Annotated in this window: 10 protein-coding genes; 6 read left to right on the top strand and 4 right to left on the bottom strand. The window is 47.1% G+C overall.

Annotation, left to right across the window (positions count from 1 at the left end):
* Window positions 1-249 precede the first annotated feature (249 nt).
* The 5 genes from ABIE10_RS20975 (at window position 250) to ABIE10_RS20955 (ending at window position 6,934) form a co-directional block, all read left to right on the top strand.
* Window positions 250-1,020: a winged helix-turn-helix domain-containing protein gene (locus ABIE10_RS20975; protein WP_103847957.1), complete on the top strand. Its 771-nt coding sequence runs from the start codon at window positions 250-252 to the stop codon at window positions 1,018-1,020.
* On the top strand, window positions 1,010-1,522 hold the full coding sequence (locus ABIE10_RS20970) for a hypothetical protein (RefSeq protein WP_103847958.1): 513 nt from the start codon (window positions 1,010-1,012) through the stop codon (window positions 1,520-1,522). The genes ABIE10_RS20975 and ABIE10_RS20970 overlap by 11 nt, the downstream gene beginning before the upstream one ends.
* 264 nt (window positions 1,523-1,786) lie before the next feature.
* Window positions 1,787-2,353 (top strand): Slp family lipoprotein, encoded by a 567-nt coding sequence (locus ABIE10_RS20965; protein WP_103847959.1) that lies wholly within the window; start codon window positions 1,787-1,789, stop codon window positions 2,351-2,353.
* A gap of 278 nt (window positions 2,354-2,631) precedes the next feature.
* On the top strand, window positions 2,632-3,789 hold the full coding sequence (locus tag ABIE10_RS20960) for an efflux RND transporter periplasmic adaptor subunit (RefSeq protein WP_047499514.1): 1,158 nt from the start codon (window positions 2,632-2,634) through the stop codon (window positions 3,787-3,789).
* A gap of 28 nt (window positions 3,790-3,817) precedes the next feature.
* On the top strand, window positions 3,818-6,934 hold the full coding sequence (locus ABIE10_RS20955) for an efflux RND transporter permease subunit (protein ID WP_153690117.1): 3,117 nt from the start codon (window positions 3,818-3,820) through the stop codon (window positions 6,932-6,934).
* Window positions 6,935-7,295: 361 nt separating this feature from the next.
* Here ABIE10_RS20955 and ABIE10_RS20950 read toward each other — a convergent pair whose 3' ends face one another.
* Window positions 7,296-7,643 carry an HdeA/HdeB family chaperone gene (locus ABIE10_RS20950; protein ID WP_429156936.1) on the bottom strand — a complete coding sequence of 116 codons (348 nt, stop codon included), beginning with the start codon at window positions 7,641-7,643 and terminating at the stop codon, window positions 7,296-7,298.
* Complete coding sequence (locus ABIE10_RS20945) at window positions 7,643-8,239, bottom strand: DUF308 domain-containing protein (protein ID WP_049040331.1); 597 nt, start codon at window positions 8,237-8,239, stop codon at window positions 7,643-7,645. The genes ABIE10_RS20950 and ABIE10_RS20945 overlap by 1 nt, the downstream gene beginning before the upstream one ends.
* 280 nt (window positions 8,240-8,519) lie before the next feature.
* Between ABIE10_RS20945 and ABIE10_RS20940 the strand changes: the two genes are divergently transcribed.
* Window positions 8,520-9,146 (top strand): YfdX family protein, encoded by a 627-nt coding sequence (locus ABIE10_RS20940; RefSeq protein WP_016154099.1) that lies wholly within the window; start codon window positions 8,520-8,522, stop codon window positions 9,144-9,146.
* A 74-nt stretch (window positions 9,147-9,220) separates the two neighbouring features.
* Here ABIE10_RS20940 and ABIE10_RS20935 read toward each other — a convergent pair whose 3' ends face one another.
* Both ABIE10_RS20935 and evgA read right to left on the bottom strand, forming a co-directional pair.
* The gene (locus tag ABIE10_RS20935) at window positions 9,221-12,463 is read right to left on the bottom strand and encodes an ATP-binding protein (RefSeq protein WP_429156934.1); all 3,243 of its coding nucleotides are present in this window, start codon (window positions 12,461-12,463) and stop codon (window positions 9,221-9,223) included.
* A 4-nt stretch (window positions 12,464-12,467) separates the two neighbouring features.
* Entirely contained in the window at window positions 12,468-13,082 is a 615-nt protein-coding gene (gene evgA / locus ABIE10_RS20930) for an acid-sensing system DNA-binding response regulator EvgA (protein ID WP_016157256.1), read from the bottom strand.
* Between the last annotated feature and the right edge of the window lie 286 nt (window positions 13,083-13,368).

The raw sequence follows: 13,368 nt of genomic DNA, 5'->3' as shown, positions 1-13,368 counted from the left end.
TCTCAAACCGGCGAATGATTATAATGGTCTATCTGAAAATAGTAGCACTCTTATAATTTAATCAGCGTGAAGTAGGCATTTATACTTAAAATGAACAATTTCATAGTTTTTTATGCCAGAGGGGATATTTTACAATGCTAAAATGCCCCCCTCCTCCTGCATCGGCCCTGACACCTCTCACGATACTGTAGTGAAGAAGAAATACCACTATGGTTTATAATTACGTAATACCCTGTTAATGATGAAAAAATGAAATATCTAATTAACAATGAAGTTACATTTAGGACTGATGATGGCGTTTTGGCGAGTCTGAGCCCGTCGGACAACTCACTCACCCTGTCTATTACCGCAAACAGGATCTTCACCTATCTCCTCGAGCAGGAAGGGAAAGTAGTCTCGAGAGAAGAGATGTTTACGAATGTCTGGGACAAAAATGGTCTGCAAGCCTCAAACAACTCATTAAGCCAGTATATTTCTTTGATTCGTAAAGGATTACAGGAGCTCGGTTGTGAACACGAGATTATTCAAACAGTACCACGGGTCGGCTTTTTCATCGCTGAAGGATTGGTAACCACCATAGAGGAATCGCCTTTGGTTTCCGCGGCGTCCCTCACTCCCGCAAAAGCCACACCTTCCCTGTCAAAACGCGTAAAAATGATGCTGCTTGCAGCTGGGGGTGTCTCGTTATTCATGCTTCTTTACCCAGTCAACACATTGTTTAACAGCACTCAAAACCACCTTCCCGTCGTGCAGTTGTATAAACTTGGCAATATCGACCTCTGTCCGGTCTATACCGTTTTTGAAAGCTCACGAGAAGTGGCAACTGCGAAACTTGAAAAAGCCAAAAAAATGGCTGATTTACACCTGAAGTGTCTGGCTGGCGCATTGTTTATTTTCCAGCCTGACGATCTGTACGTCTACGGTGAAAAAGGTCGCATATTTTTATCCCGCTGTACTTTCAATAATGCAGAAAAAACAAAGTTTGCTGGATGCAAGGACCTTTATATCCATGAATACTAAATATAAAACCAAGATATTACTTGCAGGAGCGGCCGTTCTGGTCGCTGTCAGCGCCTTGTTAAGCGCGAATGGAATCACCCTCATTCCAGTCAATCAGGGAATAAGCGTGCATTGCGTCTCCACACTTTCACTACCCGAACTGCCCGGGGGTGGGAAATACGATGGTAGCCTGATGATCCAGTTGCAAACAGATAACACTGGCGTCATTGATTTCTCAGGGATTATTACCACAACCCCACTGGCAGACAACCGCCCAGGACGTCGCCTTATCCTGCAACGCTCCGTCAGTTTTAATTATCGGATAAAAGATAAAGGCATCGTTTTTCTGCAAGACGTGAAAATGAGTAAACACAGTCTGGATAACGTGTCGGATGAGATGTTTATCCATAATATCTATGACCCGTTCACACCCAGTAAGCGTGCGCAAATATATAAAATTGATAATGCCTACCTGTTAGGCAATACCTTTTCGCCAACGAACGTCTGCGTTAGTAAATCGTAGTAATAAGCCGTAATCCAGGATTGCCTACCCGCCTGGCTAAACCAGGGCACGGTAACGCATTGGACCTGACTCCACGTGTGGCGACAGTAAATCGCTCTCCCTGTCGCCACACACTTTCGCCCTCATCCAGCGACCAGAGAAAATACAGTCCGTTATTACCATAAGCTACAATAATATTAATTTTAGATAATCAACGGCACGTTTGCTGACAATAATGAGCAAAGGGTTACTATAGGCCTGTCTTTTTTTTAGCAGGAAAGTAAAATGAAAAAAACAAAAGGGTTGGTAATTGTTGCCCTTGCTTTCACCCTGGCGTCATGTGCTTCAATTCCTGAGAATATCAAAGGTAATAATCAACCAGATATACAAAAAAACTTTATCTCCGTGCATAACCAACCGGGATTATATACCGGTCAGCAGGCCCGCTTTGGGGGTAAAGTCATCAATGTGATTAACACCAAAACGGATACATTACTGGAAATCGCCGTTCTGCCACTGAACAACTATGCTAAACCGCAAATAGACGCGAGCTATCAGGGGCGTATTATTGCCCAGCAGAAAGGTTTTCTCGATCCGGTAAACTACAGAAACCATTTCGTTACTATTTTGGGGACAATTCAAGGAGATGAACCAGGATTCATCAACAAAATCCCGTACAACTTTGTTAAAGTTGATTTACAAGGTATTCAGGTTTGGCATTTAACGGAGTCAGTCAACACCACCTATAATATGTGGGATTACGGCTATGGCGCGTTCTGGCCTGAACCCATGTGGGGCGCCCCCTATTACGCTAATACAGTAACTCAGGTAACTCCGGAGCTAGTGAAATAATCTCTGTAGTAAGATGGCGCGAATATATACCGGAGTCGGGTACTGACAAACGCCCACCACATCACCCCGCGTTAGCCTTATTGCGCCATCCTGCTTTATGAGATCCTTCGCTTAGCACGCATTCTTCCTGTTACATATAATTTTACCCGCTAACACTTGAGCGAAAAAATGGGCTTTAGCCATCTCATGCCTGAGCATCTTTTGTTATTTACCGATAACTCTCCCACCCTGCCTGTAATAAAAGAAAATTGGTGTTTACGATTTATTCAGGGATTACTATGAACAGAAAATGCTTACTGTTGATACCATTATTTTTTAGTAGCGTCATCATCACCGCCTGCGATAATAAACCTGCAGTAAAAACCACCGCGATGGAGCCCGAGGTCGGCGTTGTTACCTTAGCGCCCTCTTCAGTGAATATTAAAAGTGAACTTCCAGGGCGCGCGGTTTCATTCGAGATCGCCGAAATCCGCCCTCAGGTTGGTGGGATCATCATAAAACGCAACTTTATTGAAGGTGATAAAGTCAGCAAAGGAGAGTCACTGTATCAAATTGATCCTGCCCCGCTGCAGGCACGACTGGATTCAGCCAAAGGCGCGCTGGCAAAGGCACTGGCGACGGCCAATAATGTGCGTCTGACATTAAATCGGCAGTCAGCGTTAATAAAATCCAATTACGTCAGCCGCCAGGACTACGACACGACACGCTCACAGCTTAATGAAGCAGAAGCCAATGTCGCCGTCGCCAAAGCGGATCTTGAGCAGGCCACCATCAACCTTCATTACGCTAATGTCACCTCACCGATTGATGGCATCAGCGGTAAATCCTCCGTAACCGTGGGTGCCCTGGTCACCGCAAATCAGGAAAACGCGCTGGTCACCGTTCAGCGGCTGGATCCGATTTATGTTGATTTAACACAGTCAGTACAAGATTTCTTACGCCTGAAAGAAGAGAAAGCCAACGGCAAAATTGCCCAGCAACAAGGCAAAATTCCAGTTGAGCTGATGCTGGAAAACGGCAAACCCTATCGCCATACCGGTACGCTTGAGTTTTCCGATCCCGCCGTCGATGAGACCACCGGATCGGTGACTTTGCGCGCCGTGTTCCCCAATCCTGAAGGTGAAATTTTACCCGGCATGTATGTCACGGCGTTGCTGGACGAAGGCAGCCAGCAGAACGTTTTGATGGTCCCCCAACAAGGGATTACGCATAACGAACAAGGAAAAGCCACCGCACTGATCCTTGACCAGCAAAACGTGGTGCAACTGCGCGAAATAAACGCCGTGAAGGCTGTTGGCAATCAATGGCTGGTGACCGCAGGATTACGCCCCGGCGATCGGGTCATTGTGTCCGGATTACAAAGAATTCGTCCGGGAATCAAAGCCCGGGTCCTCCCTTCAAAACTGACCACTCCTGACGCGGGAACTGAACAGTAATATTTCAGGTATTAAGGACACTTTCTTCATGGCCAACTTTTTTATTGAGCGCCCGGTTTTCGCCTGGGTGCTCGCCATTATCATGATGTTTACGGGCGGTATCGCGATAATGAACCTGCCGATCGCCCAGTATCCACAAATTGCTCCCCCAACCATTACCATCAGCGCTGCCTACCCAGGGGCAGACGCAAAGACCGTTGAAGACTCCGTAACTCAGGTGATTGAACAGAATATGAATGGTCTTGATGGCCTGATGTATATGTCATCCACCAGCGATGCGGCAGGTAATGCGTCGATTATCCTGACCTTCAAAACGGGCACGTCACCCGATATTGCGCAGGTTCAGGTACAGAATAAACTGCAGCTGGCGATGCCTTCTTTACCGCAGGAAGTACAGCAGCAAGGGATCAGTGTTGATAAATCCAGCAGCAATATTTTGATGGTCGCCGGCTTTATCTCTGATAATAACAGCCTGAGCCAATATGATATTGCCGACTATGTGGCCTCGAACATCAAAGACCCAATAAGCCGCACTGCCGGGGTGGGGAGCGTACAGTTATTCGGTTCGCAATACGCCATGCGTATCTGGCTGGATCCGCAAAAGCTCGACAAGTATAACCTCACACCTCAGGACGTCATTACCCAACTCAAAGTTCAGAACAATCAGATATCGGGTGGGCAGTTGGGAGGCATGCCTCAGTCAGCCGATCAGCAGCTAAATGCGTCGATAATCGTCCAGACGCGCCTGCAAACTACTGATGAATTTGGCAAGATCTTCCTTAAAGTTCAGCAAGATGGTTCCCAGGTTCTGCTGCGCGATGTCGCGCGAATTGAGCTGGGTGCGGAAAATTATGCAACGGTTGCACGCTACAACGGAAAACCCGCCGCCGGGATTGCGATTAAACTTGCCGCTGGCGCGAATGCCCTGGAAACATCCCAGGCAGTCAAACAGGAGCTGAACAGATTATCGGCCTGGTTTCCGGCCAGCATGAAAACCGTTTATCCCTATGACACCACTCCGTTTATCGAAATTTCGATTCAGGGGGTTTTTCATACTTTGATTGAGGCAATCATTCTGGTATTCCTCGTCATGTATCTGTTTTTGCAAAGTTTCCGCGCAACGCTTATTCCCACAATCGCCGTTCCGGTAGTTATCCTTGGCACCTTTGCGATACTCGACATCGCGGGTTTTTCGATTAATACGCTCACGATGTTTGGCATGGTGCTGGCGATAGGGTTGTTAGTCGATGATGCCATCGTGGTGGTTGAGAACGTAGAACGCATTATTGCCGAAGAACACTTGTCACCAAAAGCGGCGACCCACAAAGCGATGGGCCAGTTGCAGAGAGCGCTGGTCGGTATTGCCGTTGTGTTATCCGCCGTATTTATGCCGATGGCATTTATGAGCGGAGCAACCGGTGAAATTTTCCGTCAGTTTTCTATCACTTTAATCTCCTCCATGCTGCTGTCGGTGTTTGTGGCGATGAGCCTGACGCCAGCACTCTGCGCCATGCTGTTGAAATCCCACGAGGGAGAAAAAGCAAACACACATATTCTGTTTACCCGTTTCAATCACTTTATGGAGAAATGTACTCAGCACTACACGGACAGCACCCGTAAACTGCTACGTTGCACAGGCCGTTATATGGTCGTGTACTTAGTGATTGGCGCGGGCATGATTGTGCTGTTTCTACGTACCCCGACCTCCTTTTTGCCTGAAGAAGACCAGGGGGTATTCATGACCACCGCGCAATTGCCTTCGGGCTCGACGATGGTGAACACCAGCAAAGTGCTCGGGGAAATAACGGATTACTACCTGACGAAAGAACAGAAAAATGTCGCTTCGGTTTTCACCGTAGGCGGATTTGGTTTCAGCGGCCAGGGGCAAAACAACGGTCTGGCGTTTATCAGCCTGAAACCGTGGTCAGAACGCGTTGGTGAAGAAAACTCAGTTACCGCCATTATTCGACGGGCGATGATGGCCTTAAGCACCATCAATAATGCCGTCGTTTATCCGTTTAATTTACCCGCTGTTGCAGAACTGGGAACGGCTTCAGGGTTTGACATGGAGCTGCTGGATAACGGTAACCTTGGGCATGAAAAAATGATGCAGGCCCGAAACGAGCTTCTGGCGCTGGCCAACCAGTCGTCCGGTGAGGTCGACGGGGTGCGCCCGAATGGTCTGGAAGATACACCGATGTTCCGCATTCATGTCAACGCCACGAAGGCGGAAGCCATGGGCGTTGCATTATCGGATATCAATCAGACCATTTCTACGGCGTTCGGTAGTCGCTATGTCAATGATTTCCTGAATCAGGGACGCGTTAAAAAAGTGTATGTCCAGGCCGATACGCCGTTCCGTATGTTGCCGGATAATATTAATCACTGGTACGTACGTAATGCCTCCGGCGCTATGACGCCGCTTTCGGCCTACTCATCCACCGAGTGGACCTACGGTTCTCCCCGCCTTGAACGCTACAACGGTCAGCCTGCAATGGAAATTCTGGGCCAGCCGGTCGAAGGGAAAAGCAGCGGCGATGCGATGAAATTTATGGCATCGCTGATAAATAAACTGCCTGCGGGCGTCGGCTATGCCTGGACCGGTCTGTCTTATCAGGAGGCGCTGTCCACAAACCAGGCACCAATGCTGTACGGCATTTCGCTGATCGTCGTGTTTCTGGCACTGGCGGCACTGTATGAAAGCTGGTCGATACCGTTCTCGGTAATGCTGGTTGTGCCAATCGGGGTGGTCGGCGCTTTGCTGGCGACCGACTTGCGCGGCCTGAGCAATGATGTTTACTTCCAGGTCGGCCTGCTCACCACCATGGGGCTCTCGGCTAAAAACGCCATTCTGATCGTCGAGTTCGCCGTCGAGATCATGCAAAAGGAAGGAAAAACGCCGCTTGAAGCCGCAGTAGAGGCCGCGCAAATGCGCTTACGCCCTATTTTGATGACGTCACTGGCCTTTATCTTAGGGGTTATCCCTCTGGCAATAAGCAACGGCGCGGGCTCTGGCGCGCAAAATGCCGTCGGTACGGGTGTTATTGGTGGGATGCTGGCCGCAACAGTGCTGGCGATCTACTTTGTTCCGCTGTTCTTTGTTCTCGTAGAAAACATGCTGGCGCGATTCAAAACACGGCGCTGATTCCCTGCCCTCGTACGTGATTATCCCTGGGATAAGTTTATTAAATCCCAGGGATTCTCAATGCTCTCTCAGAGAAAGGGTTCCGTTCACCTTAAGTTCTTCATTTCATTACAGTGACGATACTGTGACTACGTTAAGAGTGGCATTCTCCACCACACTTGAGTCCCTCTGCTCTGCGGGTAATCAATGCCCGGTGGCGCTTCGCGTATCAGGTCTACGGTTGTTAGCGGGCCCTGCTATCCAGCGAATTTCTCGCGGATAGCAGGGTAAACATTACGGGGATTTTTTCTTGTAGGGTAACAACTAAGGTAGGTACAGAGGTTGTCAATTCTGACTCATGCCAGGCTATCAAAACGGGTAATCAATAGTGCAGACCGGAACCCTTCAGATTTACGGCCAGCTCGCCCAATTTAGTATCAGGGTGTCGATGACACATTTTAATCATCTTCGGTACAGCGACAGTTTCCACCTCATGCAGGGGAACATAATCATCGCCTTTAAAGTCCGAATTTTTATTAACAATCACAAAGGCAATTGCTGTCATGTATTGCCGACTCATATCAACGAATTCTTTACAGGTCATATCTTGTGGCGCCGCTTCCGTTGCCTGTGTAGCAAAAGCACGGCTCATCGGCGCCATAATAGAGGTCATAAGAATAGCTGCAGAGACAATCAATTTAATATTCACAATGCGCTCCAGAAGTAGCATTAATTTTTATCGGCGAGTTTTTCAGTTTGTACCAACGACGCATTTCTGCGCAGACTGATAAAAGCCAAAGAACTAAAGATCATCTCAACGCCTATAAAGATGGAGGTAAACACATAAGAGCGGTCGGGATCCATATTCAGCCACACGGCTGCAATAAGCAGGTCAAAAATACCGATAAAAATATTCCATCCATAGCCCGGACTGCGGAACATTTTGACGCCGGAAGCAACACGAAAAATCCCGCCAAGAATAAACAGGCAGCAAAAAACCATTGCCAATGAATTCATACCTATCACAGGATTTTCGAGGAAACAGTATCCCAGCAGCAACCATGCGATAGCAAAAAAGGCATAGGTAAATTTGGCTTTCAACTGCTTTTTACCCGAGGAAAACAGGCTGTAAATAGAATAGAAGCCGCACACCAGGAACATAAAACCTGTTGCATAGCTTAAGTAAACACCTGCAGCGATTGGATAGATTAAGCAGCAGATGCCGCAAACCAACAACAGCACGGCCATGATTGTGGCGTGTCTTTTATAATGAAATAGTGTTTTTTCATTAAATGCTTTCAGGCTTTGCTGATTAAAAACAAACATACATCCTCCGTTACATAGAAACGCAATGTAACCTACTAATAAAAGAGTAATATTCACTTAATACATATCACTTACAATGGGATGATAAGACTTTCACTCCGAATTCGTATATAAGAATAAAGGAATGTCATTATCCGTATAATCCTACACGTGTCAGACGTCTGACACCTGTAAGATTAAACGCTCATTATTCTATCCTGGCTCTGATTCCACTCTTCGAAGTTATTTAATATGCTTATTTCGTTTGGTGAGATATACCAAATTTATTCAGGAGAAAGTAATGAAAAAGATTATTCTTGCAGGTCTGCTTGCAACCATGATGGGCTCAGCCCCGGTACTGGCAGCTACCACTACCACGCCGGCACAAACTGCTACCGCCAATGTACAAAAAGAAGCTGCCGATATTATGCAGGTCGCAGTACAAGGTGCAAACGCGATGCGTGATATTCAGCTTGCCCGTCTGGCCCTGTTTCATGGACAGCCTGACAGTGCTAAAAAGTTAACCGATGACGCCGCTTCCCTACTTGCAGGTGACAGTCACGACTGGGCGAAATTTGTAAAAGCTGCTCCTAAAGCCAAGATGATTGACGATCAGTACGTGATTATTAACGCTACGATTGCGCTGTCAGAAGACTATATTGCCACCCCAGCTAAAGAATCTGCTATCAATACAGCGAATGGCAAAATGGCTAAAGGCGACTGGAAAGGTGCTGTGGATACCTTGCAACTGGCGGGTATCAGCGTGCTTCAGACCCAATACCTGATGCCCCTGAATCAGACGCGTAAAGCCGTTGCCAGCGCTCAAAAACTGCTGTCTTCAGGTAAATACTATGAAGCAAACCTTGTGTTAAAGGGTGCTGAAGAAGGCATTGTGATCGATAGCGAGATGCTGGGCGCAGGCCAGTAATACTCAGCACTACGGAGTGTTGAACCAGGACTTTCTCTCCTGATCGGGTTGCTACGGCAACCCGATCAGGGGGGTTAATGGCTAATCAGACTGTTAATCTCAATCTCAATTTCCCGCATGACGGCAACAATCTTCTGTAATGCTTCCTGGCGTACTGCCAGAGGAAGATCGTCATGTCGCATCGATTCAAAAGGTTCGCATAGCGTCTGAAGAGCAGTAATGCCCAGAATTTGCGCCGAACCATGCAACCGGTGAAGGGCTCGCAAAAACAGCTGGGGTTCGTCTTGCTCAACGGCTTTCTCAGCCGCCTGTAAATCGCTAAACGTTGCCTCGCGGAATGTTTCGAGTATCTCGTTCATTAATGCGCGATCGCCGCCGGTATTTTCCGTCAAGACATTGAATTTCAAATGCCGGATTGCACATGGAGACGAATAACCGGTTTCAATTTTGCTTAATTCATGCGTCAGTGTCTGAATCGACACGGGCTTAAACAGACACAAATTCATGCCGTTTTGCAGACACCTGTCACGTGACTGTGGGAGCGCGCTGGCCGTCAGTCCCCATATTTGTAAATGAGGCTGCTGACGACGTAACGAAGCCGCAAGATCAAACCCGTCCTTCTTCGGCATATTCACATCGGTAATCAACAGGTCGTATGATTTTTTAGCCAGTTTGGCTTCGGCTTCCTCACCATCACACGCTTCATCCACGCTGTAACCAATGGCGTTCAACTGTCGCTTAAGCAACAGGCGATTGGTCGGGTTGTCATCTGCTATCAAAATAGACAGACACGGCAGCGGCAACAGCGCCCCCGGCGTGTTGCTATCCGGTACAACTGACTGGCGGGCAGTCTCAACCGGCAGCGTTATGGTAAACGTAGTTCCTTGCGCCGGAACGCTCATCAGCTCCAGCGTACCGCCCATCAGCGTCACCAGCTCTTTGCAGATAAATAATCCCAGACCAGACCCCGTTTGTTGACGCCCACAGCGCCCCTGAGCGTAGCGACGAAACAGCCCGGCCTGCTCCTCTTTGCTAATCCCGCAACCGGTATCGCTAATGGCGATGGTCAGGGTACCGTGATTCTCCCCGTCAGGTGTTAAACGGGCCATCACATGAATGCTACCCTGCTCGGTAAACTTCAGCGCATTGCCCACCAGGTTGGTGAGAATTTGCCGCAAAGCTTGTTGATCGACAAACACCCGCTCGTTTGCCGGCAACTGGCTTACGCAAGCAAGCGTAACGCCTTTCTGTCTGGCTAAGGCATCAAAAGAGTGACACTGCAATTCAATGAGCTGCGAGAGATCCGTCCATTGAGGAACAACCTGATATTTACCAGACTCAATCTTATCAACGTCCAGAATCTTACCGATCAGCCCAAGCAATGACTGGGCTGTCGCTGCGGTAAGAGCAATCGCCTCTTTTCGTTGTGCCGGGCTGAGTTCTGAGCTCGACAGTAATTCCAGAAAGCCCACAATCGAGCTGACAGGGGTACGTAATTCATGGCTCATGCTCGCAAGAAAGCGACTTTTGGCCTTGGTTGCTTCAATCGCTTTATTTTTTTCGGTTTCCAGTTCTTGAGACAATGCCTCTTTGAGATGAAGCTGCTCTTCCAGCTGCCGCTGTGATTGTTTTCTTTTATTTACCTCACGGGAGAGTGAGATCCCCCAGATCAGGCTAATTGCTATCAGCAACAGCGCAAACACCACCAGTTGATAGAACTGTTTGCTATACCGACTCCAGAGATCGACCTGCGTATTAGAAATTTTCGACCACTTCTCCGTCATCTGCAAAATCTCACGCGGCGGTATCGCCTGCAGCGCTTTATCCATTACGGACTTCAACATGGGCTCGTGGGGAGAAACCGCAAAGCTCACCGACGCGCCAGGCATATCCGGTAGCCTAAAAAAGTGCATATTTTTCTGGTAGTCATGATCGACCATGAACCTTGCCGACAATTCGGTAGCAATTGCCGCGTCAACCTTGCCATCCCTGAGCATAGTCATCGCGACGCTGCCAGTATCAGCATCCACCCAGGTGGCCTGCGGGTAGCGTTGTTTCAAGTCACTTTCCAAAACATGTCCGGCGGGCAACGCAATACGGATCGGTGTATTCAGTAACGAGTCGGCCGTTTCATCGCGGGAAGTGATAATCACAAACGCCACATTCATCAGCGGATCGCTAAAGGTCGAATTGTGCTGATTTTGATTTGTCAGGGTGATAGTGGGATACATATCCCATCGTTCGCCGCTTATTTGTTTGGTCTGTTCACTTTTGGTGTTGGCCAAAACCGGCTCAAAATCAATCCCCGTTTGCAGATGAATAATATTCAGCAAATCGCCAAGAATTCCACGTAACTCACCGCTGCGATCGACAAGCGTGTAAGGCGGATAATCTGGATTGATAAGAATGCGAATAGTATGTTTCTTCTTCAGCCACGCTTTTTCCTGATCGGTAAAAGGAATAGGCGCATTCAGAAAAGCAAGGTTACCGCGGTTCAGCCAGTTCTGCATGACCTGCATATGAGTTTCATTACTGATTGACGTAATGAAACCATCAAGAATATTTCTTAATACCGGCTGGTCGTCCTTCACCACAAAATAATTATATTGCTCTTGTTTATCAAAGTAGTGCGTAATAACCAGTGATTGCGAAAAATATCGGGAGACACAATGACTGCTGGTGATATTGTTCCCAATATAATATTGGTTATCACCGTTCACTACCGATGCCATGGCCTGATACTCGTCGTCGTAAAATGAGACTTTAGCTTCAGGAAAAGCATCCTGGATAACATCAAGAAAAGGACAATCTCGCACACACGCGACGCTAACCGGATGCTCCGAGGTCAGCGGCAGCATGGTGTTTTTTAGCGAGGTCACAAGCGTCGGCCACGTCGTCAGTAATGCCGAAGTGCGCAATAAATGGCCGCCGACATCTTGTCGCCGGGACAGCTGTGTTATCAATGTATCTACATCGTTACTGGCAAGTGCGGTCAGCGCTTCTTGCTCATTATCATACTGCTTTATAACAATTTTTATATTGAGATTCTTTTGCATTAGCGCAAGATAATCCGCGTTGACGCCCCGATAATATTCACCGCTATTTTGATAAACAATGGGGGAGACTTCCGGTAACCAGGTGCCAACAACCAAGGTTTTTTTATGCGCTAACCAGTTTGTTTCTTCCCTGTTCAAGCCGATATGTTGTACTGAGGTATTATAGTTACTTTTTAGCTCAACTTGCCGGGCTGAGCTTACACCCGTAGAAAACCCGATGGTAAATATGACCATCAAAAAAATAAACAAGCGTTCCAGCATTACTCTATCCTATTTTATTTCTTTGCGCATAATCATAAATTTCCATTAATGACGAGCAATCTAATTTCTCCATCAAACGGCTTTTATAGGTGCTTACCGTTTTATTACTGATGTTCATTTTGCTGGCAATAGTGCTGTAATCCATACCGTTAAGAATATAACGCAACACTCTCATTTCCTGGGTCGACAACGTATCAAGCTTATCCTGTTCGCTGACAGATGAGCCAGTAAAATGCTCAAGGGAAAAGGGAAAATAGCTATACCCATTTTTTGCAGCTTCGATTGCGGCAAGAATATTATTCATACCCTCTTTTTTACTCACAAATCCGTTGGCACCGTATTCGGCGCTACGTTTGCCGTAAAAAAATTCATTTTTGGCTGAAATGATAATGATTACACCAGCATAGTGCCGCTTTCGCAGTTGCTCCAGCACTTCGATGCCGCTGATGCCCGGAATATCCACATCAATAATCAGTAGCTCCGGCTTAGTTTTTTCAACGGTTTGGACCACATGCTCTCCGCTGTCGAGCTCGGTGGTTACGGTAATACCATTAGTATCGAGTAAGTTGCGGATGGCTATGCGAGCTAATGGGTGATCATCAACGATTATCGCGTTCATTGCGTATAAGAATCCCGATAAATAAAGAGAGGCGATGGCTATCGAGCAGGTGAGCCTTAAGCATTATAATTTATAAAAATAAGGCGTTATCAGGTAAATCCTAACACATTCACACGTATATTTATTAGTTTTTTATAAAAACGAAGAATAAGGCATAAATGCAACACTGCATTTTACAAATTTTAAACCTTGAGCCTATCTAAATATCAAACCATTAACACAACCAAAAGGAATATTCCTACATGCGTAGGATAAATCCCTCATTTATTATGATTCATTCTTAATG

It is taken from the genome of Citrobacter sp. 506 (assembly GCF_050434985.1).
GTDB lineage: Bacteria > Pseudomonadota > Gammaproteobacteria > Enterobacterales > Enterobacteriaceae > Citrobacter > Citrobacter braakii.
Note: the sequence above shows the minus strand (reverse complement) of the source record. Positions and strands in the feature narration are given on the sequence as shown.

What these genes read in the sequence shown, in the direction of transcription:
- ABIE10_RS20975 (WP_103847957.1), top strand. Translation starts at nt 250, where the DNA reads ATGAAATATCTAATTAACAATGAAGTTACATTTAGGACTGATGATGGC.
- ABIE10_RS20970 (WP_103847958.1), top strand. Translation starts at nt 1,010, where the DNA reads ATGAATACTAAATATAAAACCAAGATATTACTTGCAGGAGCGGCCGTT.
- ABIE10_RS20965 (WP_103847959.1), top strand. Translation starts at nt 1,787, where the DNA reads ATGAAAAAAACAAAAGGGTTGGTAATTGTTGCCCTTGCTTTCACCCTG.
- ABIE10_RS20960 (WP_047499514.1), top strand. Translation starts at nt 2,632, where the DNA reads ATGAACAGAAAATGCTTACTGTTGATACCATTATTTTTTAGTAGCGTC.
- ABIE10_RS20955 (WP_153690117.1), top strand. Translation starts at nt 3,818, where the DNA reads ATGGCCAACTTTTTTATTGAGCGCCCGGTTTTCGCCTGGGTGCTCGCC.
- ABIE10_RS20950 (WP_429156936.1), bottom strand. Translation starts at nt 7,643, where the DNA reads ATGCTACTTCTGGAGCGCATTGTGAATATTAAATTGATTGTCTCTGCA.
- ABIE10_RS20945 (WP_049040331.1), bottom strand. Translation starts at nt 8,239, where the DNA reads ATGTTTGTTTTTAATCAGCAAAGCCTGAAAGCATTTAATGAAAAAACA.
- ABIE10_RS20940 (WP_016154099.1), top strand. Translation starts at nt 8,520, where the DNA reads ATGAAAAAGATTATTCTTGCAGGTCTGCTTGCAACCATGATGGGCTCA.
- ABIE10_RS20935 (WP_429156934.1), bottom strand. Translation starts at nt 12,463, where the DNA reads ATGCTGGAACGCTTGTTTATTTTTTTGATGGTCATATTTACCATCGGG.
- evgA (WP_016157256.1), bottom strand. Translation starts at nt 13,082, where the DNA reads ATGAACGCGATAATCGTTGATGATCACCCATTAGCTCGCATAGCCATC.